Consider the following 23,079-nt stretch of genomic DNA (forward strand, 5'->3'; position numbering starts at 1 on the left):
ACATCCATCGACAGGATAAACGTCGAATATCACCGTCAGACACGTCAATGATGTGCAATTGCTGACATTATTGTTGAAATAAGCTCACGTTCAACATGAAAAAAGTTCATATTTACAATGTTGACATTAAAATGTATTCAAGACATTCTGTAGCCATATAGACGTCTAAACGTCAATTTCAATTTAGTGTTCGCGTTGTGGCCGCCGTATGCCACAAGGAGAGGAAAATGGGATACACGCACGCCAGTCATATCGATGCTCTCAATCAGAACATCGCTGATATTTCAGACATCAACGTTTCATTTGAGTTTTTCCCGCCGAGCACACCGCAAATGGAAGAGACGCTGTGGAATTCGGTTCACCGTCTGAAAACCCTGCAACCGAAATTTGTTTCGGTGACTTACGGCGCGAACTCCGGTGAACGTGACCGTACCCACTCCATCATTAAAGCGATCAAAGATCAGACCGGTCTGGTCGCGGCCCCCCACCTGACCTGTATTGATGCGTCACGTGAAGAGCTAATTCAAATTGCTGACGACTACTGGAACAACGGCATCCAGAATATCGTCGCCCTGCGTGGTGACATTCCTAAAGGCGGCGGCAAACCAGATATGTACGCGTCTGATCTGGTCGCATTGCTTAAATCCCGCCACGACTTTGATCTGTCAGTGGCCGCTTTCCCGGAAGTTCACCCGGAAGCCAAGAGCGCGCAATCTGACCTGCTTAACCTGAAACGCAAAGTCGATGCCGGTGCTAACCGTGCCATCACCCAGTTCTTCTTTGATGTCGAAAGCTACCTGCGTTTTCGTGACCGCTGCGTATCGGCCGGTATCGATGTAGAAATCGTTCCGGGTATCCTGCCGGTGTCTAACTTCAACCAGGCGCAGCGCTTCGCCGCGCAGAACAACGTCAAAGTCCCGAGCTGGATGGCAAAACAGTTTGACGGCCTGGATGATGATCCGGTGACCCGTCAGTTGGTGGGGGCCAGCCAGGCGATCGACATGATTCGTATCCTGTCGCGTGAAGGCGTGAAAGATTTCCACTTCTATACGCTAAACCGTGCCGAGATGACCTACGCCCTGTGTCATACCCTGGGTGTACGTCCGAACAGGCAAAAATAATCGGTGATTGGCCTGTCGGACCGCAGGCAAACCCAACCTGCAAAAACGCCGACCATCTGGTCGGCGTTTTTTGATTCTTCAGGTCGTCGTTATTCAACGTCGTCCATTTTACCCAGCAGGCTGCGGATACGCTCTTGCCATGCTGCGTGTTCCTGTTGAACTTGCTGCGCACGCTGCTCCAGCGCTTCACGCTCGGCTTTCAGCTCAGAAGCTTCAGTGCTCAGCTTCTGTTTTTCTTCTTTCAGTTCTTCAACTTCCATTTGCAGCAGGGCGATTGTATCAACCGCAGTTTGAATTTTCGCTTCTAATTGTTCTAGCACTTCAAAAGACATGGTACTTACCTTTTTCTTGATTCGGTCGAGGTGACAGTCACTTCAGTTATCTTTCCATTCTACTCAGCCAAGCGCAGAGAAACACTCACTATATTCGATATTTTGCGCCATTCGCTTAAAAAAACAGCGTAAATTGACCTGGCGTTAACTTTACCAGCGGTTAACAAACATCCAGCCGCAGAAATCGTCTTATTGACGCCGATTTTGATCCAGGCTAAACCGTGCACAAATCAAAACCCGAACCTTGCACGCCGAATATGCTAAACTTCGCGCAACTTTCCCCCTCTGGCTGACATGCCGCCGCATACGGCACGCTCACATGCGATCAACACTGCATGATGGCAGCGCAGGACGCGAGAGGATAACGATTTTTCAGGTTTGGAGTGAGCATGAAACGCGATTTAGCAATGGCTTTTTCACGGGTGACGGAAGGCGCAGCCCTGGCAGGCTACAAATGGCTCGGCCGTGGCAATAAAAACGCCGCTGACGGTGCCGCAGTAGAAGTGATGCGGACCTTATTAAATAAAACCGACATCCGTGGTGAAATCGTCATCGGTGAAGGCGAAATCGATGAAGCGCCGATGCTGTACATTGGTGAACACGTCGGTTTGGGCGGCGATGAAGTCGATATCGCCGTCGACCCGATTGAAGGCACCCGTATGACGGCAATGGGCCAGTCCAATGCGCTGGCAGTGCTGGCTGCCGGTGAACGTGGCAGCTTCCTCAAGGCGCCGGATATGTACATGGAGAAACTGGTGGTGGGTCCGGGCGCGAAAGGCTGTATTGACCTCGACAAACCATTGCAGGAAAACCTGGAGAATATCGCCGCGGCGCTGCATAAACCGCTCAGCAACCTGACGGTCATCACCCTGGCCAAACCACGTCACGATAACATTATCGCTGAGATGCAAAACCTCGGCGTACGCGTTTTTGCGGTGCCGGATGGCGATGTGGCAGCCTCCATTCTGACCTGTATGCCTGACAGCGAAGTGGACGTGATGTATTGCATCGGCGGCGCGCCGGAAGGTGTGGTGTCGGCTGCGGTTATCCGCGCGCTGGACGGTGATATGCAAGGCCGTCTGCTGCCACGCCATAAAGTCAAAGGCGACAGTGACGACAACCGTATCTGGGGCGCTAAAGAGCTGGAGCGTTGCCGGGAAATGGGCGTTGAGGCTGAAGTGATCCTCAAGCTGGAAGATATGGCGCGCAGTGACAATGTGATTTTCTCCGCCACCGGTATTACCAAAGGTGATCTGCTGGAAGGCATTACCCGCCAGGGTAATATTGCCACCACCGAGACTCTGCTTATTCGTGGCCGCTGTCGTACCATTCGCCGCATCAAGTCGATCCACTATCTGGAGCGTAAAGATCCGGAAGTGCGTGAAGCGATTCTGTAAGCGCGCAGTGTGAATGGCCGCTATCGCTGATAAGGATAGCGGCCATAACAAAAAAGACCGCCGCAGCGGTCTTTTTCAGTTGTGACACTCAGCAGCCGACTTAGAACAGCTCTTCAGCGACTTTGTACAGGTCGGTACGCACCGGACGCTTCATGTTTTCAATCGCGTCGATGATGTCGTGGTGAACCAGCTGCTCTTTCTGGATACCGACACAGCGGCCGCCGTAGCCTTCCATCAGCAGGTGCACCGCGTAGTTACCCATGCGCGATGCCAGTACACGGTCAAACGCTGTTGGTTTACCGCCGCGCTGAATGTGACCAAGAATCGTAGCGCGGGTTTCGCGGCCAGTCGCTTTCTCAATCTCTTGCGCCAGTTGGTTGGCGTCCATCATCAGCTCAGTCAGCGCGATAATCGCGTGTTTCTTGCCTTTCTTGATGCCATCCTGGATGTTAGAGATCAACTGCTCCATGTCCAGGCCGGTTTCCGGTGTAATGATGTACTCACAACCACCCGCCACTGCTGACATCAGGGTCAGGTCACCACAATGACGACCCATGATCTCCACGATAGAGATCCGCTGGTGTGACGATGAAGTGTCACGCAAACGGTCAATCGAATCGATCACTGTGTTGAGTGCAGTCAGGTAACCAATGGTGTAATCCGTGCCTGCGATATCATTATCGATAGTGCCTGGCAGACCGATACATGGGTAACCCATTTCAGTCAGTTTCTTCGCACCCATGTACGAACCGTCACCACCGATCACAACCAGTGCATCAATGCCGTGTTTTTTCAGGTTTTCGATCGCTTTTTCACGCACTTCGACTTCACGAAACTGTGGAAAACGTGCCGAGCCCAGGAAGGTACCACCGCGGTTGATGACATCAGATACGCTGGAGCGATCCAGCTGCTTGATGCGATCTTCGTACAGGCCCTGATAGCCGTCGTAGATACCATACACTTCCAGGCCTGCGCCCAAGGCAGTACGAACCACGCCGCGAATTGCAGCATTCATGCCCGGGGCGTCGCCGCCACTTGTCAAAATACCGATCTTCTTAATCATGCTCACCCTCGATTTTTGGGAACTTAATATAATTTTTCTATACCGCCCGCTAACGACATTCAGGCGGCAAAAGCATTGTTATCTGTGCGTTATGTTACATTTCCTAAATAGGAATACTACAGTTATTGCACGATTTTCTGTAACTTTTTTACTTATGTAAGAGTATTACAGTTTTAGCCATCCCGGTTGTTGATTCACATCAGGATCCGGTTTCTTTCATGAACTGAGAAAAGATAGTCAAGATCGCTGGTATTTGCCTTACCAGCCCTGAAATTTTTGCTTCCTTTCCACTCCGAATACCACGGAGTAAGGGTCCTGGTGAATCAGCACATCGGCGCCCGGAAATGCCTTACGCAGCTTCGCTTCAACAATATCTGAAATACGGTGCGCTTCAATCAGAGGAATATTGTCATCGAGTTCCAGATGCAACTGGATAAATCTTACAGGTCCGGACATACGGGTACGCAGCTGATGCACCCCCATCACCCCTTCCACCGATAATGAAATAGTGCGGATCTGAACCAGTTCTTCATCCGGGAGTTTATGATCAAGCAGAGTATGTACCGCGTGGTAAGCCATCCGGTAAGCACTGTATAAAATGTAGATGCCGATGCCGACTGCAAATAGCGCATCGGCCTGCTTGATCCCAAACCAGCTCAGCCCCAGCGCAACCATGATCGCCGCATTCATCAGTAAATCGGACTGGTAATGCAGTGAATCAGCCGCAATCGCCTGGCTGCCGGTTTTGGCCACCACCGCCCGCTGAAACATCACCAGGGCGGCCGTGACAAGCATGGCAAACGCACTGACATAAATACCGTATTCCGGAGACTGCAGTTCATGCGGGCGGAAAAAGCGGTCGATCCCGTTCAGAATCAGAAAACAGGCTGAACCGGAAATAAACATTGCCTGAGCCAGGGCGGCCAGTGATTCAGCTTTCCCGTGCCCGAAGGTGTGCTCCCGGTCAGCGGGCTGCAACGAATAGCGCACCACCACCAGGTTGACCACTGACGCCGCGATGTCGAGCAGCGAATCAATCAGAGAAGCCAGCAGGCTGACCGAACCGGTCACCCACCAGGCGGCAATTTTACAAATAAGCAGCAGTGTCGCGACCGCAGTGGCCGTCCACGCCGCGGTGGTGACAAGTCGGGCGTATTCCTGTTTCATATTAGGTTACCAAATCAAAACAATGGCTTAATTATACCCACATCGTGCTTGAATGTGAGTAAAAGATCATCACCCTCTGGCCGCAGGAATGGACTGTAAGCCACAACGAAAACAGGCAGCCGAAGCTGCCTGTGGTTTCTTTCAGTGTGATTATTGCGCCGCTTCTGAGGCTGGCTGTTTACCTTGCTGGCCTTTGTCACCTCGATAACCATGCTCACCTTTCGCGCCTGGATGTCCACCACGCGGCCGCTCTTTCCAGCACTGCGTCATGCGCTCTTGTTGCAGTGACTCAAACTGGCTTTTCTGTTCCGCAGTCAGGACATTAAGCATCTGATGACGCTTCTCCATCATACGCACCCGGTGCTCGACTTGTTTTTCCGCCATCTGTTTGGCCAGTGCAGTCGCCGCAGCTTTATCAAAGTTTGGCGCCAGCATTAATGCGCGCTCTTGCTGATGCAGCGCCTGCATCTCTTCTTTCATGCCTGAACGCGGCTGCTTTTTCATCTCAGCACGGCCTTGCTCGCGCAGACTGCGCAGTTGCTCTTGTTGCGCATCGCTCAGGTTCAGTTGCTTAAACAGAGCCCGTTCAGCGCCGGGGCCACAGTCACGCTGATGCGGTGCTTTATCTCCACCCGCAGCCAATACGCTGGTGGCGCCTAGTGTGGCTGGTAAAATCAATGCGGCAAGCATCCATTTTTTTACGTTTTTCATCCTCGTATCCTCTCAGGTTTGACATTTGCTTACAGGCTGCTTTCGCAACGCTTGAGGTTAGAATACAAACTGCCAGGTAAAGTGACGTTTAGAGTGCGTAAATCTACGTAAAGAGTGCAATCGGCGCTGATTCAGCGCACTATTTCGCAGTAAACTACATTCATCAACGCGGTTTTACGAGGCAGTTATGGCGCACATTCTTCTTATTGATGACGACACCGAGCTCACCAGCCTGTTAAAAGAGGTCCTGAGCTATGAAGGGTTTGAGGTATCCGAAGCCAACGATGGCGAAGCGGGATTACAGGCGGTGAGTGAGCAGACCGATCTGGTCCTGCTTGATGTCATGATGCCGAAAATGAACGGAATGGAAACCCTGAAAAAGCTACGTGAAAACTGGCAAACGCCAGTACTGATGCTGACCGCCAAGGGTGAAGAAATTGATCGGGTAATTGGCCTTGAGCTCGGCGCAGACGACTACCTGCCCAAACCATTCAGTGACCGGGAGCTGCTGGCTCGCATCCGCGCTATTTTGCGCCGTACCAATCCGCATCAGCCGGCCAAAACCTCCGATGTGATTGAGTGTCAGGATCTGCAACTCTACCCCGGCAAACAGGAAGCTTATTGCCAGGGTGAGCTGCTCGATCTGACCAGCACCGAATTTGCCCTGCTGACCCATTTTGTTCAGAATCCGGGCGAAACTCTGACTAAAGAGTCGCTCAGCCTGGATGTGCTCGGCAAACATCTGGCCGCGTTTGACCGTGCCATCGACATGCATGTCTCGAACCTGCGCAAAAAACTGCCCGAGCGCTGCGATGGCAAACCGCGGATTAAAACTCTGCGCGGACGCGGCTATCTGATGGTGCTGGAGGATTGATGCGCTTGCCCAAGTTCAACAACCTGTACGGCCGTATTTTTGCCATCTTCTGGTTTACCATGATGTTGGTGGTGATTGCTGTGTTGTCGCTGCCCCATCTTGATCCGCGCAAATCACGCGATATGCCGGCCGATGCTTACCAACGCATGCTGGAACAAAAAGAGGTGATCGAAGCGCGCTTTAGCGGCGATAAAAACCTGGCCCGCATCATCAAGGTACTGGAGAACCGCGCCGACGAACCGCATGAGAAAGGACCGCGCTTTTTTATTACCGATCAGGAAGGCAATATCCTCACCACACGTAAACATCCGGATTTCAAACTGAAAGCACTACGTAACTTTACTACCAGTATCGAATCCGTGGATAAACCGCAACAGCGTTTGTATGGCCGCTACATGGTTGCCGGACCGGCACCGATCAGCCTGGCAGGACAGAATTTACTGCTGTATGTCGGCCTGCGCTGGGATCAGCCGCCACCATTTCTGCTGCGCCTGTTCGATCGCCCGCTGCAGCTGTTACTGGCCGTGATGCTGGTCAGCACACCGCTGCTGCTGTGGCTGGCCTGGGCACTGAGCCAGCCGGCACAGCGCCTCGCTCAGGCCGCACAACGTGTCGCGCGTGGTGAATTTGAAGTGGATGCCAGCCTGGAAAAAGGCACCACTGAGTTTCGCCAGGCCGGACGCAGCTTCAACCAGATGGTGGAAGCGGTCAATCAGATGATTTCCGGTCAGCAGCGTTTGCTGTCCGACATCTCGCACGAGCTGCGTTCTCCGCTCACCAGACTGAGAATGGCGAATGCACTGGCAACCCGTAAACAGGGGGCCAGCCCGGAACTGGAGCGTATCGATACCGAAGCCCAGCGTCTGGAGCAGATGATTAGTGAACTGCTGGAATTATCACGTATGCAGACCAACAGCCAGATGAGCCGCGAAGTGCAGCCACTGAGCAGCCTGTGGGAAGAACTGCTCAGCGATGCCCAGTTTGAGGCCGAGCAGATGAACAAAACTCTGACCATGGAAGAGATCCCGAACCGCCATATCTCCGGCAATCCGCCGCTGCTGATGAGCGCGCTGGAGAACATAGTACGCAATGCGATTCACTACGGCCACGACAAAATAGCTGTCCACTTCTCGGTTTCAGCGCAGCAGGTGACGGTCAGCGTGGAAGATAACGGTGAAGGCGTGCCGGACAGTGAACTGGAAGAGATCTTCCGTCCGTTTTACCGTGTCTCGACCGCGCGCGATCGCCACAGTGGGGGAACCGGGCTGGGCCTGGCCATCACCGAAAGCGCCATTCGCCAGCACAGTGGTAAGATTGCCGCCAGCCGCAGCGAGCTGGGCGGTTTGAAAGTCACCTTTACCCTGCCGCTGCAGGACTGACCGCGCCGGGAGAGCGCCCGCGCTTCCGGCTGCACAAAAACCACACAAAAGACGTAGTTGATAATGAGAATGGTTATCAATATTATCTGTATTGATTGAACGGAGGATCAACTATGTCGCATACATTCCCTGAACTGCCATACGCCTACGATGCCCTGGAACCCTACATCGATGCGCAAACCATGCAAGTGCACTACAGCAAGCACCACCGCACTTACTACGATAAGTTTATGACCGCGATTAAAGGTACTGAGTATGAGCAAACCCCGCTCGATGAGTTGTTTGCACGTATTTCGACCCTGCCTGCAGCGATTCGTAACAACGGCGGTGGCTATTACAATCACATCCTGTACTGGAACTGCATGACGCCACAAGGCGGCGGTCAGCCTGAAGGCGAACTGGCCGATGCCATCGAACGCACGTTCGGCAGTTTCAGCCAATTCCAGCAACAGTTTTCCGACGCAGCCGTCAACACCTTCGGCTCAGGTTTTGTCTGGCTGGTGGTGCGTGATGGTGAGCTGGTGATCAGCTCAACCAGCAATCAGGACAACCCGCTGATGGACATTGCCAATATACGCGGAGAGCCGATTCTGGCTCTGGATGTATGGGAACATGCTTACTACATCAGCTATCAGAACCGTCGACCTGACTACATCACCGCCTGGTGGAATGTAGTGAACTGGCAGGCCGTCGCAGAAAACTACGCTGTTGCCAGAGCTCTGGCCGCCTGATAATCCGACCGGTGGCAGCCCCTCCCCAGCTGCTGCCGTTTTTCCTTATCCGAATTGACCACTTCTCTGGGTATATCCACTTCTCTGGGTATATACTGCGGCGTTCAATCACTAAGGAACGCAAAAGCCATGTTAGACATCGCCCTGTATGAACCTGAAATTGCGCCCAACACGGGTAACATTATTCGACTGTGTGCCAACTGCGGTGCCAACCTGCATCTGATTGAACCGCTGGGCTTCGATCTGGAGGAGAAGAAGGTTCGCCGGGCCGGACTGGATTACCATGATTTGGCACGGGTCACCCGCCACAAAGATTATCAGGCCTTTCTCGATTACCTGGCTGAGCGTGGTGAATATCGCATTTTTGCCTGCACCACTAAAACGACCGGTCATCATGTCGATGCCCGCTACCAGGACGGTGATGTGCTGCTGTTCGGACCGGAAACTCGCGGACTACCGGCCGATCTGATTGCGGCTCTACCTCCTGAGCAGCGGATCCGCATTCCTATGATGCCAGAAGCACGCAGCCTCAATCTATCCAATGCCGTGGCTATCATCGCATTCGAAGCCTGGCGTCAGATGGACTTTGCCGGCGCGATTTGAGCCCCCGGCTTCCCGTCTTAACCAGACAAAACCCGGGGATCCCTTGGAGAAACACCGGGCTGAATAAAGCAAAAGCTCCCGCAAGCGGGAGCTTTTTTAGCTTTGGGGTTATGGCAGGCCAAATGCCCTAATGACGATCCAGCTTGTCGTGATCTGAGTCGTCTTTACGCTCATACTCGCCATCAAAGGTCTGGCCACCCTGACCGTGTTGATCCGGGCCTCGCTCATACGGGCCGGACTGAAATCCCCCGGCCGACATATTGGTCACCACCACTTTGGTCATCAAATACTTAGCCAGCATCGCCCGCGGGCGTGGCAGCAGTATCAGCATCCCCATGGTATCGGTCATAAAACCAGGCGTCAGCAACAGCACGCCAGCCACCGCCAGCATGACCCCCTCAACGATCTGCTGAGCCGGTATTTCGCCACGCTGCATACGCTGCTGCACCGTCAGCAGAGTCGACAGCCCCTGGCTGCGTACCAGTGAAGCGCCAACAAATGCAGTGATCAACACCAGAGCCAACGTCGGCCATAAGCCCAGCATACCGCCCACCTGAATAAACAGGCCGATTTCGATCACCGGCACCGCAATAAACATCATCAATAATATCGGAAACACTGTCCCTCCTTTGTTGGCTTCAACATTAGCGTTAAGGGCAATCTTGTTCAAGCAATCAGCTCACAGCCATAATATAAAAAATTATTGCCCAAGAGGAAAAAATCTATTGTAAGCAATTCAACTAGATAGGCGTAAGTTATTGCTATAAAAGTAATTGTGGTTGGAAACCCATCCGAAAGTCGACTACCTTGAATACACAGATAAAATTCAACAAGTGGCATAATGAAACGGGTTACCAATACACTAAAAAAAACGGTAATTCTGTGGCTGGGTTTAACGCTGCTCCCACTCGGCTTTTATTACCATTTATCCAATAAGGCTCATCAGTTCCTGCTCAACCAGCTTGAAGCTCAGGGCTTGCAATTTCTTTCGTTTGTGGATGCGAAGGCCAGCCGCACTCATTCTCAAATTCAAAAAAGCTTCTATCAACTCAGTCATTCACCACTGCTGGCCGACTACGCCCGTGATCGCGATCCTCGGTTGCGCCGTTATCTCGAAAGCCAGTGGTCATTAACGTCCTTTAATTCCGGCCTGTTTTATCAGCTGCGTTTTCTTGATCTTGCAGGTAAAGAAGTTATCCGCGTCGATTACACCCGGCAAATGACTCAGGCTTTTGTGGTGCCACAAGAACAACTGCAGGAGAAAGGTCATCGCGATTATTTTATTTACGCCCGCCAGCTGGCCGTCGGAGAGCAGGGCTACTTTGGTATTGATCTCGAATATGAGCACGGCCTGCCCCTCATCCCCTATAAGCCAGGCTTTCGTCTCCTGTATCCGCTTGACACAGACCAGCAGCGCTTAGGCTACTTTATCGCCAACCTCGATGTGATGGCGGTCATCAAACAGATCACAGCCAACAATCAGAACCTCAGTGTCGACTTTGTCGATCGCCAGGGTTACTTCATCGTCAGCAGCGATGAAAACAGGCTGTTTGGTGACTTAATCCAAAGCCGCGCATCACTTAACCTGCCCAACGAGCACCCTGAGGTCTGGCAAGCCATGCAAGCCAATAACAACGCCAAAGGCAGCCTTACCACTAAAGAGGGGCTGTTCATCTATCAGCGCTTTGATAATCAGCTATTTTCTTCGGTCGGCGGACTGATGCTGCTCACTCATTACACGCCTGATATGTTGGGTGCGATGTTCGCCCCACGCGACGCCGGGATACTCAAGGATGCCATCGTCATCTGGCTGCTGCTTGGTATTGTTTCGGTGATTCTGGCCATGTTCTGGATTGCGCACAAAAGCATTAAAATGGATAAAACCTATGCCCAGTTCGTGATTGAAAACGGCGTGGCCATTGTGTTCACCAATCGTGAGCACCGCATTTTACGCGTCAGCAAGCGCTTTTGTGACATGGTGGGAATGGAGCCGTTCGCATTGCAAGGGCGCAGTGTGCTCAACTTCTTACCTTCACGCCTCAAACAGCGTGAAATGCACGCTGATCTGATTAACCAGGGCCACTGGGAAGGACAATATACCCTGCAAAACCCGCACGGTGATGAAGTGGTGTGTAAAACCGACGTGCGTGCCCTGAGCAGCAAGCTGAAAAAAGTGCAGTATTATGTCTATTCATTTACCGACATCTCAGACCATCATAATGCCATCATTGAGCTCAAAGAACGCAGCGAACGCGATTCGGCAACGGCTTTGTGGAACAAGAAAAAGTTCGAAAATATGCTCAACTACCACACCCGCCTGCATCAGCGTTATCCGGACGAGCCGCCAGCCTGCCTGGCCGTGATCGACATCGACTCGTTCAAAGACATCAATGATACACTGGGCCATGCGGTCGGCGATGTGGTTATTTTACATGTCGCCCAGCAGTTGCAAGCCCTGCTGCGTGATACTGATTTTATCGCCCGCATCGGCGGTGATGAGTTCGCGGTCATTATCCAGCACACCGATATCCATCAGGCCGGCAAACTGATGCAACGCGTGTGCAGTGCTATCGCCAACTGGCCGCAATATCAGGTCACCATCAGCGTCGGAGTGGCAGAAGTCACCAATGATGCCATTCAGACCGCAACCAATGCCGACAAAGCCATGTACCGCTCCAAGCGCAAAGGCAAAAACTGTGTCTCGTTGCATGGCTTTGAAAATCTGACGGTGGTCGAACCTCAACAATCGTGATCTTTAACGCAACAAAAAGTGATCAACTTCCTGTTTTTTCTTTATGACTTGAGTATGATGTGCCACTAAAGTCAGGATCGATTTTGCAGCCAAAAACTCTGATGAACGGATTCTTAAGGCAGAAGTGGCTAACTAGTTGCAATCTAATCAGAATAATTATCTTAAGGATCCTGTTATGGCTCAAATCTCTGCAGCCCAAATGACATCTTCCCCTTCCCCAGCCACACGAATTGAAGAAGATTTACTCGGCCAGCGTCACGTTCCTGCCGACGCTTATTACGGCATCCACACCCTGCGTGCGATCGAAAACTTTAACATCTCAAATGTCACGATTTCTGATGTGCCTGAGTTTGTGCGTGGCATGGTGATGACCAAAAAAGCGGCGGCTCTGGCTAACAAAGAACTGAGCGTCGTACCGAAAGATGTTGCCAATTACATTATCCAGGCTTGTGATCTGATTCTTGAGACCGGTAAGTGCATGGACCAGTTCCCGTCAGATGTATTCCAGGGGGGGGCCGGTACTTCGGTCAACATGAACACCAACGAAGTGATCGCTAACGTCGCTCTGGAACTGATGGGTAAAGAGAAAGGTCAGTACCAGTTCATCAACCCGAACGATCACGTCAACAAGAGCCAGTCGACCAACTGCGCTTACCCGACCGGTTTCCGGATCGCGGTTTACAACAGCGTGCTGAAGTTAATTGATGCAATTGAATACCTGAAAGGCGCGTTCGAGCTTAAGAGCCAGGAATTCAAAACCATCCTCAAGATGGGCCGTACCCAGTTGCAGGACGCGGTGCCTATGACTGTAGGCCAGGAATTCCATGCCTGGTCGGTGACGCTGAACGAAGAAATCCGTGCCCTGCAATACACCTCAAAACTGCTGCTCGAGGTCAACCTGGGTGCGACAGCCATCGGTACTGGCCTGAATACCGCACCGGGTTACCAGGCGGCTGCGGTGAAACACCTGGCACAAGTGACTGGCCTGGAAGTGGTGCCGGCAGAAGACCTGATTGAAGCAACCTCAGACTGTGGCGCTTATGTCATGACCCATGGCGCCCTCAAGCGTCTGGCGGTGAAACTGTCGAAAATCTGTAATGACCTGCGTTTGCTGTCATCAGGCCCGCGCGCCGGCCTGAACGAACTTAATCTGCCTGAACTGCAAGCGGGCTCATCCATCATGCCAGCCAAGGTAAACCCTGTGGTACCGGAAGTGGTTAACCAGGTTTGTTTTAAAGTACTGGGTAACGACAACACCGTCTCGTTCGCAGCAGAAGGCGGTCAACTGCAGCTCAACGTGATGGAACCTGTCATTGCTCAGGCGATGTTTGAGTCGATTTCACTGCTGTCTAACGCTTGTGTGAATCTGCGTGATAAATGTATTGACGGCATCACAGTGAACAAAGAGATCTGTGAAGGTTACGTGTTTAACTCTATCGGTATCGTCACCTATCTGAACCCGTACATTGGCCACCATGAAGGTGACATTGTCGGTAAGATCTGTGCAGAGACCGGTAAAAGTGTGCGTGAAGTGGTACTGGAACGTGGTTTGCTGACCGAAGAAGAGCTGGATGATATTTTCTCGGTCCAGAACCTGATGCACCCGCAGTACAAAGCCAAACGCTACGAATAAGCTGTTTGCCCCATCAGGCCCCTCGGGGCCTGATTTTTCCCCCGCGCGGCACTACTGACCATTGTTCAGCGGCCGCCCCGTTATCTGCTCACACCGCCCGCTGGACCGCTTGCGATAAATTCGCTTGGCGACGAAACCAAACCGGCTCTATACCGGTCTGATTGATTAAGCGAATCAAATCCTGTTCGGCCCTGCCCGGTGCGCCGCTTTGCTGTGCGCAGAAAAGGTCCGCAGAGATGGTAATATGCCGGCGGCTTGATGAAATTTGACACAATCCGCCGAACTCAACGATAGTTCAGGTATAGTATGGGCGTTCACTTATTCAGAATATCCTAATGATGCGACTTATTTTTTCCCTAATTCTACTGCTGTGCGGCGTACTCCATTCACCCGCTTTTGCTGCATTTGGTAACAGTAACCCATTAACACTGGGCAACAGCAACAGCCGTTTTGTCACGGTGGATGAAGCGTTTGCCTTCAGTTACTTTCAGCAAGGCAATCAAATCTACCTCGATTGGCAGGTAAAACCGGGCTATTACCTGTATCAGGATCGCATCACGCTGCAGGGTCAAGATGTGCAGACCGGTCAGGTCGAATTACCGCCGGGTGAGCCTTATCATGATGAATTTTTCGGCGACGTCACCATCTATACCACCCCGCTGTCGGTTAATATTCCGCTCAGCCAGTATCAGACCGGAGCACAACTGACCATACAGTATCAGGGCTGCGCCAAGGCTGGCTTCTGTTACCCACCTGAGACCCGGGTGATCGAGGTTAACCATTTTACAGACAGCAGCACGCCAGCATCGACCAAGCCCCCGGAGGTGAAAGCAGCAGCACTGACGCCGCCAACATCGTTGCCGACCTCACCTCAGGACTCACTGGCCTCGCAACTGGCCGCGGCATGGTGGACACCGCTGCTGTTTTTACTGCTCGGCATCGGTCTCGCGTTCACCCCGTGTGTGCTGCCGATGTATCCGATCCTGACCAGTATCGTTCTGGGTGGTAAGCCGTTGTCACAACGCCGCACCCTGTTGCTCAGCCTGGTCTATGTGCAAGGAATGGCACTGACTTATACCCTGCTCGGTTTGGTCGTCGCCCAGGCGGGTTTACAGTTCCAGGCCGCGCTGCAGCATCCGTATGTATTAATCGGCCTGAGTCTGTTATTTGTCGTGCTGGCGCTGTCGATGTTCGGGCTCTACACCATCCAATTACCCGGCAAAGTTCAGACCTGGCTGGCTGACCTGAGTAATCAGCAACAAGGTGGCAGCCTGGCTGGCGTGTTTGCCATGGGGGCGATATCCGGTCTGGTTTGCTCACCCTGCACCACCGCGCCGCTTTCCGGAGCCTTGTTGTACGTGGCCCAAAGTGGCGATTTGCTGACTGGCGGGATTGCTTTGTACGCGCTGGCGCTCGGCATGGGGATCCCGCTGATTCTGGTCGCGATGTTCGGTAACCGCCTGCTGCCAAGAGGCGGCGCCTGGATGGATCGGGTCAAAACCCTGTTTGGTTTCATTCTGCTCGCCGCTCCGGTTTTCCTGCTGGAGCGTCTGCTGCCGGAGAGCTGGTCCACTATTTTATGGTCAGCACTGGGACTGGCCGCTTTCGGCTGGCTGTACCATGTCAAAAACAGCCTGCCGTTTGCCGGCTGGAAACAGAGCCTGCTCGGCATCATTGCCATTCTTGGCTTGCTGGCCTCAGCTCAGCCAGCCCTGAACCACTGGTTTATGCCCGGCACTACCCAGCTGCAAAACACGCCACAGATTGAGTTCACCCGCATAGCCGATGTCTCCGATCTCAATCAGCAACTAGCGACAGCACGCGCGCAAGGTAAAGCAGTAATGCTCGACTTCTACGCTGACTGGTGTGTGGCGTGTAAAGAGTTCGAGAAGTACACCTTCCACCAGCCAGATGTCGAGCAGAAACTGAGTAATTTCGTGCTGTTGCAAGCGGATGTGACCCGCAACCAGCCACAGGATATCGAACTGCTGCGCCAGTTGCAGGTACTCGGCCTGCCAACCATCGCGTTCTGGGATGCGCAGGGGCAGCCACTCGACTCAGCCCGTATCACCGGCTTCCTTCCCGCAGCAGAGTTCCTCACCCATCTGCAGCAGCATAAGCTGTAACCAAGATCTAAGCGGTCGTCTCTGCAGCCAGATATTTTAGCCGGCAAACTAAGCGGCTGAAATATCTGGTGGCTGTTGCGGCTTATGGCGCTAATACAACCAGACTGCACCGCTGTTGCGATACTGAACCCGCGCATAGTGTGCGCCGGGCAGCTCACCCTCCGGCACTCATCCCTGCCTCTCAACCTCCAATATGTGCTTAAACTCACTACAACTCATCCCACACTTCGTGATTTTTGCTCCAGGTTGCGATTTTTTCTGGCACCAAATTATCTTTGCCAAACTGACTCACACTTTGTAGACCCCGCCAGCATCTAGCATGACGACTGAATAAATCCCGGTATGGGCCGGATAAATCATAATAATCAGGAGTCAACCACGTGAACAAACCTACTCTGCCTCATTCGGTAATCTGGCAGGCGATGCTGCCGGTTATCGCCGCCGGAGTTCTGGCCGGCTGTAATTCTTCATCTGACCCACAAGCAAAGAGCCCTACCCAGACGGTCACCGTGTATTATAAAGCCAGTGATACGGTGACGACGTTCAGTACCGACAGTAACGCCTACCAAAACGCCAGCCTGTATGTCTGGAACGATGACAACTGCAATGCCTTTGCCGGCGATACCGGCATGGCATCAGACTGGGCTCAGGGCTTAGCCCCTGATGGTATCGACAGTCAATTCGGTGCGTACTGGCAGCTCCCTGTCAATCAGGATGCCACCCAGTGTGTCAACTTCATTCCGCGCGTGGACGGCAATAAAGTCCTCGGCGAATATGATGCCAAAATCGATCTGACCCAACTCGGCACCGACAACCAGGTTTATACTCAGCAAAATGTCGCGGCTGTCTATCCGGAGTTAATCCCGCTGAATGACCTGCCCGCCGATACCACCCGCATTTATCTGCACAGTGAAGACGGCGACAGCGATAGCTTTACCCTGCATGTCTGGAATGAAGGTGAATGCACCAGCTATGCTGACAGTAATACGACCTGGCCGGGTTTGGCCCCCACCGGCTTCAGCCCGACCTATGGAGCCTATTGGGATTTGCCCACCAACAGCAACAACAACTGCATCAATATCATCCCCAACAGTCATAGCAACGGCGATTACCAGACGGCCAATCTGAGTTTCGATTTTGCTCAGCAGGGCGCGATAGGTCCGATCGGATTTGTGTTTAAGGGTACCGACAAAGTTTATTATCAGCCTCTCGCCCGGTTACCTCAGACCCAGGTCGAATTGAGCGGCGCCAGTGCCATTTTTGCCGACGCGAATACCTTGCTGGTCGCATCGTCTGAGGCAACCTCCGTGGCCTTGTATTACTCAGCAGACGCCAGTATGAGCTTTGACGGCAACAGTAAAACGGTGCGTGATTTTGATGCCGTGGTCAGCTCTGCTCAAACTGCCAGTGACGGCTGGCAGAGCAGCAAACCCCACCTGGCCGGCGAGTTTCACGCCTTTCACTTTGACTTTGCTGATGCCTCGCTCGATCTGAAAACCCTGCTTAAAGGCCAGCTATGGCTGGTAGCCAGCGACAGCAGTGGTGTGATAGCCGCAACCGAAGTGCAGCCGGCCAGTGCCCTGGATGCACTCTATGCCGATGCCGCCAGTCAGCTTGAGTACGGTGCTATCGTCAACGGCAATAGCACCAGTTTCCGCCTCTGGGCACCAACTGCGCAGTCGGTAGAACTGATGGCCTATAACGCCGATAAGCAGTTGCAGGCGACGCTGGCGATGAACTGGGATGGGGCCTCAGGCAGCTGGTTTATTAACGATACCAGTCTGGGCCATGGTGATTTCTATCGTTACCGGGTCAAGGTCTACCATCCGGTGACCGATCAGGTCGAGGAGTACGAGGTGACCGACCCCTACTCACACAGCCTGGCGCTCAACTCGCAATACAGTCAGGTGGTTAACTTAGACAGTGCCGATGTTACCCCCAGCGGCTGGACAACGCTCATGGCTCCTCACTCACAAAGTAATCCGGCCCAATTTGTGTTGTATGAAGCGCACGTGCGTGATTTTTCCTCTTCAGATACCAGCATGCCAGCCCAGTATCGCGGCAAGTTCAGCGCATTTACCCAGAGTGATTCCGTCTCCGTGAGCCACCTCAAAGCGCTGGCGGATGCGGGGATCACCCATCTGCATCTGCTGCCGGTCTTCGATATTGCCACCATTAACGAAGACCCGGATCAAGTGGCCGATATCGACCAGCCATTCAGTAAGCTGTGCCAACTGCAGTCAAGTGTCAGCGCCGACAGCGAATTGGGCGCTTACTGTAGCAGTAATGACACCCTGGCCGAGGTGTTCAGCGCTTTGCAAAGCGATGACAAGCAGACGCAGGCCGTGCAGCGCCTCAATGCCCTGGTGCGAGATGTCGACAGTTTTAACTGGGGCTACGATCCTTACCACTACACCGTCCCGGAAGGCTCATATTCCAGCGCTCCCGACGGACTGACCCGCATCCGCGAATTCCGCGCGATGATCATGGCGATCAAACAGGATATCGGCCTGAATGTGGTGATGGATGTGGTGTATAACCATACCAATGAAGCGGGCGTGTCCTCCAAATCGGTGCTCGACCGGATCGTGCCCTGGTATTATCAGCGCCTGAATGAGTTCTCGGGCCAGGTAGAAAACTCGACCTGCTGTTCCAACACCGCACCGGAAAACCGCATGTTTGCCAAACTGATTGATGACTCGATCACTACCTGGGTGCGCGACTACAAAATTGACGCTTTCCGCTGGGATTTGATGGGCCATCATCCGCTGACGCAAATCCAGCATACGCTGCAAGCCGCCCAGACGATTAATCCGGATGTCTACTTCTATGGTGAAGGCTGGAACTTTGGTGAAGTGGCCGATGACCGCATGTTTGTCCAGGCCAGCCAGGCTCATCTGGGCGGCACAGGTATCGGCTCATTCTCTGATCGCCTGCGTGATGCCGTGCGTGGTGGTGGCCCATTCGACAGCCAGCAAGCGCTGCGCGCCAATCAGGGTTTTGGTAACGGTATCTACGTACAACCGAATGAGCTGGCCGCGAGCGATAATTTAGCCACTGCACTACATCTTGCCGATTTGGTCCGGCTTGGCATGGCGGGTAACCTGAAAGCATTCACCTTTACTGACAGCCAGGATCACCCGATCACAGGGGCCGAACTGGACTATAACGGCCAGGCCGCCGGTTATGCCGAAGATGCGTGGGAGATTCAGAACTATGTCTCCAAACACGACAACCAGACCTTATGGGACAACAACCAATACAAAATCGACTACGCCGCGTCTGCTGACACCCGGGTACGAATGCAGGCTGTCAGCCTCTCTTCAGCCATGCTTGGCCAGGGTGTACCGTTTATTCACATGGGCAGTGAACTGCTGCGTTCCAAGTCGATGCAACGCGACTCGTACGATTCCGGCGACTGGTTCAACCGGGTTGATTTCAGTATGCAAGGCAATAACTGGGATGTCGGTCTGCCGCGCGCCGATAAAGACGGTGACAACTGGACTGTCATCCAGCAAGTGATCAACGGTGCCGGTGCGGCGGCCAAACCGGGCAGCGCACAAATCAGTGCCATGAAGCAGTACTTCACCGAGCTGACGCAATTACGCGCGTCTTCGGGACTACTGACGCTGGGTAAGGGCAGTGAAATCCTGCGCCGGGTGACATTCCACAATACCGGCAGTGCACAGATCCCCGGCCTTATCGTGATGAAGCTCGATAACAGTGGCGCGCTGTACGATGCCAATATCGATGCCGGACGCCAGGGCCTGATCGTGGTACTGAACGCGTCACCGGATGCAGTGACGGATTTTGCCGGCGTGGACGCCAGTGGCTACCAGCTGCACAGCATCCAGCAACAAGCCGGCAGCGCCTCACTGGGTTTTGGCGCCAGCATCAGCGCGGGCAAGTTGTCGGTACCGGCCTGGTCAGTCTCTGTGTTTGAAGCGCCGCTCACCAACTGATGGTCTCTGACTGGCGAGCGTAAAGCAGCGCCGGACGTACGACTCGACGTCCGGCGCTTTTTTGTTGCAATAGTCTGCCCCAAAATAGGGATATAGTTCAGACTTTTAGCGTGTGAAGATTGTCCATATTTTCAAAGCAGACAATAATTTATTCAACTTATTTGTTAAAAGTGCGCACACTCATGGACTCTACCTACACCATCATCATCGCCGATGATCATCCGTTATTTCGTAATGCCCTGTTCCAGTCGGTTCATATGGCGGTCAGCGGGGCCAACCTGCTGGAAGCGGATTCTCATGATGCGCTGCTGACGCTGCTGGAAAAAGAGCCGGAACCGGATTTGCTGCTGTTGGATCTGAAAATGCCGGGCGCAAACGGGATGTCCGGGCTTATCCACCTGCGCGCAGCATATCCGGAATTGCCGATCGTGGTGGTCTCAGCCAGTGAAGATGCGCCTGTGGTCTCGCAGGCCAAATCGCACGGCGCGTTTGGTTTTATTCCTAAATCGAGTGATATGCGCACGCTGATCAGTGCCATTAACCAGGTACTGGGCGGAGAACCCTATTTTCCGCAAGGTCTGGTGACCGACAGCAGCAGCTACAATGACTTAGCAGAAAAGATTGCCACTCTGACACCGCAGCAGTACAAGGTACTGGGCATGCTATCCGATGGCCTGCTCAATAAGCAGATCGCCTATGAACTCAATGTCTCGGAAGCGACCATCAAAGCGCATATGACGGCCATCTTTCGTAAACTCGGAGTGAAAAACCGCACTCAGGCGGTGATTTTGCTCAACGAGTTGAACGCGTAATCTTACTCCCCCGGCTTCGTTTCCTCATCATCCGGCGGCAGACGCAAGCCCACTTTCGTTACTTTCCAGTCCACCACATCGGCCACGACCCAGTACAGCCCCTGCCATTCAAAATGGTCACCGAGTACCGGGGTGGCACCAAGGTGCTCACCAACGAGATCGCGCAATGTTTTGCCTTCAATCCCCTCACCCAGATCCAGACCGTACAGCATGGCGACATCCGACAGTCTTGCCTCGATGTCCAGGAAGAAGTCACCGAAGAAACGCGCCAGCGACTCTTTGTGCGGCGCTTCACTGAACAGGCGGCTGAGCGCTTCCAGATCTTTATCCTGCGCCAGCACACACAGGGTGTCCCCTTCCTGCAACTGGGTACTCCCGGACGGATGGAATAGCTGTTTATCGCGAAATACGGCGGCAATCCGCGTCCCTTCAGGCATAAACAGATTACGTAGCGGTTCGCCGATACACCATTTGTCCTCTTTCAGGGTATAGATCAGAAGCTCCCATTCACTGGTCGGGAACACTTCAACGCCAGTGCGCGAAATCGGCTCAGGTTTGGGTGGCAACTCCACTTTGGCCAGTGCCATCGCTTTGGTCAGCGTGCCGCCCTGCACTATCAGCGAGACCATCACCACGAAGAATGCCAGGTTAAAATAGAGCTGAGCTCCGGGCAGGCCCGCCATCATCGGGAAGACCGCCAGAATGATAGGCACCGCGCCGCGCAGGCCGACCCAGGAAATGAACCATTTTTCCCGGGCGGTAAAACTGCGAAACGGCAGTAAACCAATCCAGACCGAAATCGGACGCGCAAACAGAATCATACCAAATGCCAGTGCCAGACCCGGCAAGGCAATCGTGACCAGATTGGAAGGCGTCACCAGCAGGCCAAGCACTAGGAACATGCTGATTTGGGCCAGCCAGGTCATGCCATCGAGCACGTTAAGAATCGAATGGCGACTACGGGTCGGACGGTTACCTATCAGCAGACCGACCAGATAAATCGACAAAATACCGCTGCCGCCGAGCGCATTCGACAACGCAAAAATGATCAGACCGCCGCTGACGGTTAAAATCGAGTACAGGCCTTCCGGCAGCTGATTGCGGTTAATCAGCTTCCACAGCAACCAGCCGCCAATCAACCCCAGCGCCGCACCGATACCAAATTGCTGAATAAAACTCAGCGCGAGGAAGCCGATACTGAGTTCACTGCCGCTGCTGGAGAGCACCGCAATCATGGTAACCGTCAGAAAGACCGCCATCGGGTCGTTAGTACCGGACTCAATTTCCAGTGTCGAGCCGACCCGTTCATTGAGGCTGCGCCCTTTAAGCAGAGAAAATACCGCCGCTGCATCCGTCGAGCCAACAATCGCGCCGACCAGAATGCCCTGCATTAAATCAAGGTCAAACAACCAGGTTGCCATCAACCCGGTCAGTGCGGTAGTGATGGCCACCCCGACGGTCGCCAGGGAGACCGAGGGCCAGAAAGCGACCCGGAAACTGGCCACCCGGGTACGCATCCCGCCATCGAGCAGGATCACCGCCAGGGCCAGGTTACTGACCAGATACGCGACCGGATAATTATCAAACAGAATACCACCGACACCGTCTTCACCGGCCAGCATGCCCACGGCGAGAAACACCAGCAGAATGGGAATGCCCAGTTTGGATGAGACCGGACTCAGCAACACACTGAGCGCGATCAGCAGTGCACCGACCAAAAAAAAACTGTTGATGGTAATTGCGTCCACTGTCACTCCCTCTGCTTACTGAAACCTAACAACGCACCGCTCGGTCACGGCTTATCTATTGTGCACGAAAACCGCCGCTTGTGACGAAAAGTTTGTGTAAACAAATACCTCGCGGCCTGATCGGCGGCAAGCACGCTGCCACACCGGCACCTCATGCAAACTGGTCTAACCACCAATCACATTTTATGCCGAATTAGACCTTTGGCTAATTTAACACAACATTAACAATGCACCATCCCAGTGCTACTGAGCTAATCCCCTCATTTAACAACATAAGCCGTGGTATGAGTCACGACTAAAGTTGCACAGATCCCTTGCCTTTTCGCTGCTACATTAAAAACCGTAACATTACATTAACATCACATCTACTCAGACAGCTACGGAAGGAGAAGGCTATGTCGTTCGAATCCACAGAACACGCTCAAGCCTACTGGAAGGAAAACTTGAGAATAATGGGATCGCTGCTGGCGATCTGGTTCATTGTTTCTTACGGTGCCGGCGTTTTATTCGTCGATGCACTCAACACAATCCATCTTGGCGGCTTCAAACTGGGATTCTGGTTTGCTCAACAAGGTTCGATCTACACCTTTGTCGCACTGATTTTCATCTATGTCGCACGCATGAACGCGTTAGACAAGAAGTATAACGTACAGGAAGACTAAGAGGTT

Annotated in this window: 18 protein-coding genes; 12 read left to right on the forward strand and 6 right to left on the reverse strand. The window is 53.1% G+C overall.

The features are described 5' to 3' along the window. The first annotated feature begins 227 nt into the window (after nucleotides 1-227). Nucleotides 228-1,121, forward strand: coding sequence for a methylenetetrahydrofolate reductase (gene metF, locus J0X00_RS10810; protein ID WP_136485363.1), 894 nt, complete (start codon nucleotides 228-230; stop codon nucleotides 1,119-1,121). An 89-nt stretch (nucleotides 1,122-1,210) separates the two neighbouring features. On the opposite strand, the gene zapB is transcribed toward metF, so the two are convergent. Further along, complete coding sequence (zapB, locus tag J0X00_RS10815) at nucleotides 1,211-1,453, reverse strand: cell division protein ZapB (RefSeq protein WP_136485366.1); 243 nt, start codon at nucleotides 1,451-1,453, stop codon at nucleotides 1,211-1,213. 389 nt (nucleotides 1,454-1,842) lie between these two features. On the opposite strand from zapB, the gene glpX reads away from it, so the two are divergent. Beyond that, nucleotides 1,843-2,850 (forward strand): class II fructose-bisphosphatase, encoded by a 1,008-nt coding sequence (gene glpX / locus J0X00_RS10820; RefSeq protein WP_136485368.1) that lies wholly within the window; start codon nucleotides 1,843-1,845, stop codon nucleotides 2,848-2,850. Between the two features lie 100 nt (nucleotides 2,851-2,950). On the opposite strand, the gene pfkA is transcribed toward glpX, so the two are convergent. From pfkA to J0X00_RS10835, 3 genes are all read right to left on the reverse strand, one after another. Beyond that, nucleotides 2,951-3,913, reverse strand: a complete 963-nt coding sequence (pfkA, locus tag J0X00_RS10825; RefSeq protein WP_136485370.1) for a 6-phosphofructokinase — start codon at nucleotides 3,911-3,913, stop codon at nucleotides 2,951-2,953. A gap of 258 nt (nucleotides 3,914-4,171) precedes the next feature. Further along, nucleotides 4,172-5,080, reverse strand: a complete 909-nt coding sequence (gene fieF, locus J0X00_RS10830) for a CDF family cation-efflux transporter FieF (RefSeq protein ID WP_136485373.1) — start codon at nucleotides 5,078-5,080, stop codon at nucleotides 4,172-4,174. Nucleotides 5,081-5,230: 150 nt separating this feature from the next. Next, complete coding sequence (locus tag J0X00_RS10835; RefSeq protein ID WP_282478040.1) at nucleotides 5,231-5,791, reverse strand: CpxP family protein; 561 nt, start codon at nucleotides 5,789-5,791, stop codon at nucleotides 5,231-5,233. Between the two features lie 187 nt (nucleotides 5,792-5,978). Between J0X00_RS10835 and J0X00_RS10840 the strand changes: the two genes are divergently transcribed. The 4 genes from J0X00_RS10840 (at nucleotide 5,979) to trmL (ending at nucleotide 9,378) form a co-directional block, all read left to right on the forward strand. Next, complete coding sequence (locus J0X00_RS10840; RefSeq protein WP_136485377.1) at nucleotides 5,979-6,665, forward strand: response regulator; 687 nt, start codon at nucleotides 5,979-5,981, stop codon at nucleotides 6,663-6,665. Then, nucleotides 6,665-8,044, forward strand: coding sequence for an envelope stress sensor histidine kinase CpxA (cpxA, locus tag J0X00_RS10845; RefSeq protein WP_282478041.1), 1,380 nt, complete (start codon nucleotides 6,665-6,667; stop codon nucleotides 8,042-8,044). Before J0X00_RS10840 ends, cpxA begins: the two co-directional genes overlap by 1 nt. Nucleotides 8,045-8,157: 113 nt before the next feature. After that, on the forward strand, nucleotides 8,158-8,775 hold the full coding sequence (locus J0X00_RS10850; protein ID WP_282478042.1) for a superoxide dismutase: 618 nt from the start codon (nucleotides 8,158-8,160) through the stop codon (nucleotides 8,773-8,775). A gap of 129 nt (nucleotides 8,776-8,904) precedes the next feature. Then, nucleotides 8,905-9,378: a tRNA (uridine(34)/cytosine(34)/5-carboxymethylaminomethyluridine(34)-2'-O)-methyltransferase TrmL gene (gene trmL, locus J0X00_RS10855; protein ID WP_136485383.1), complete on the forward strand. Its 474-nt coding sequence runs from the start codon at nucleotides 8,905-8,907 to the stop codon at nucleotides 9,376-9,378. Between the two features lie 127 nt (nucleotides 9,379-9,505). On the opposite strand, the gene J0X00_RS10860 is transcribed toward trmL, so the two are convergent. Continuing rightward, on the reverse strand, nucleotides 9,506-9,997 hold the full coding sequence (locus tag J0X00_RS10860; RefSeq protein ID WP_136485385.1) for an FxsA family protein: 492 nt from the start codon (nucleotides 9,995-9,997) through the stop codon (nucleotides 9,506-9,508). Nucleotides 9,998-10,219: 222 nt separating this feature from the next. Between J0X00_RS10860 and J0X00_RS10865 the strand changes: the two genes are divergently transcribed. From J0X00_RS10865 to J0X00_RS10885, 5 genes are all read left to right on the forward strand, one after another. Then, nucleotides 10,220-12,130, forward strand: coding sequence for a sensor domain-containing diguanylate cyclase (locus J0X00_RS10865; protein ID WP_282478043.1), 1,911 nt, complete (start codon nucleotides 10,220-10,222; stop codon nucleotides 12,128-12,130). A gap of 199 nt (nucleotides 12,131-12,329) precedes the next feature. After that, entirely contained in the window at nucleotides 12,330-13,763 is a 1,434-nt protein-coding gene (gene aspA, locus J0X00_RS10870) for an aspartate ammonia-lyase (protein WP_136485515.1), read from the forward strand. A 338-nt stretch (nucleotides 13,764-14,101) separates the two neighbouring features. Next, complete coding sequence (locus J0X00_RS10875) at nucleotides 14,102-15,889, forward strand: protein-disulfide reductase DsbD (protein WP_282478286.1); 1,788 nt, start codon at nucleotides 14,102-14,104, stop codon at nucleotides 15,887-15,889. 380 nt (nucleotides 15,890-16,269) lie between these two features. Continuing rightward, nucleotides 16,270-19,851, forward strand: a complete 3,582-nt coding sequence (pulA, locus tag J0X00_RS10880) for a pullulanase-type alpha-1,6-glucosidase (protein ID WP_282478044.1) — start codon at nucleotides 16,270-16,272, stop codon at nucleotides 19,849-19,851. Between the two features lie 182 nt (nucleotides 19,852-20,033). After that, nucleotides 20,034-20,663 carry a response regulator transcription factor gene (locus J0X00_RS10885; RefSeq protein WP_136485395.1) on the forward strand — a complete coding sequence of 210 codons (630 nt, stop codon included), beginning with the start codon at nucleotides 20,034-20,036 and terminating at the stop codon, nucleotides 20,661-20,663. Nucleotides 20,664-20,665: 2 nt separating this feature from the next. Here the strand turns inward: J0X00_RS10885 and J0X00_RS10890 are convergent, their stop codons facing one another. Beyond that, nucleotides 20,666-22,411 (reverse strand): potassium/proton antiporter, encoded by a 1,746-nt coding sequence (locus J0X00_RS10890; protein ID WP_282478045.1) that lies wholly within the window; start codon nucleotides 22,409-22,411, stop codon nucleotides 20,666-20,668. A 395-nt stretch (nucleotides 22,412-22,806) separates the two neighbouring features. Between J0X00_RS10890 and J0X00_RS10895 the strand changes: the two genes are divergently transcribed. Further along, nucleotides 22,807-23,073, forward strand: coding sequence for a DUF4212 domain-containing protein (locus J0X00_RS10895; protein ID WP_136485399.1), 267 nt, complete (start codon nucleotides 22,807-22,809; stop codon nucleotides 23,071-23,073). Nucleotides 23,074-23,079: the final 6 nt, after the last annotated feature.

It is taken from the genome of Vibrio sp. ABG19 (assembly GCF_029962385.1).
GTDB classification, from domain to species: Bacteria; Pseudomonadota; Gammaproteobacteria; order Enterobacterales; family Vibrionaceae; genus Vibrio; species Vibrio ostreae.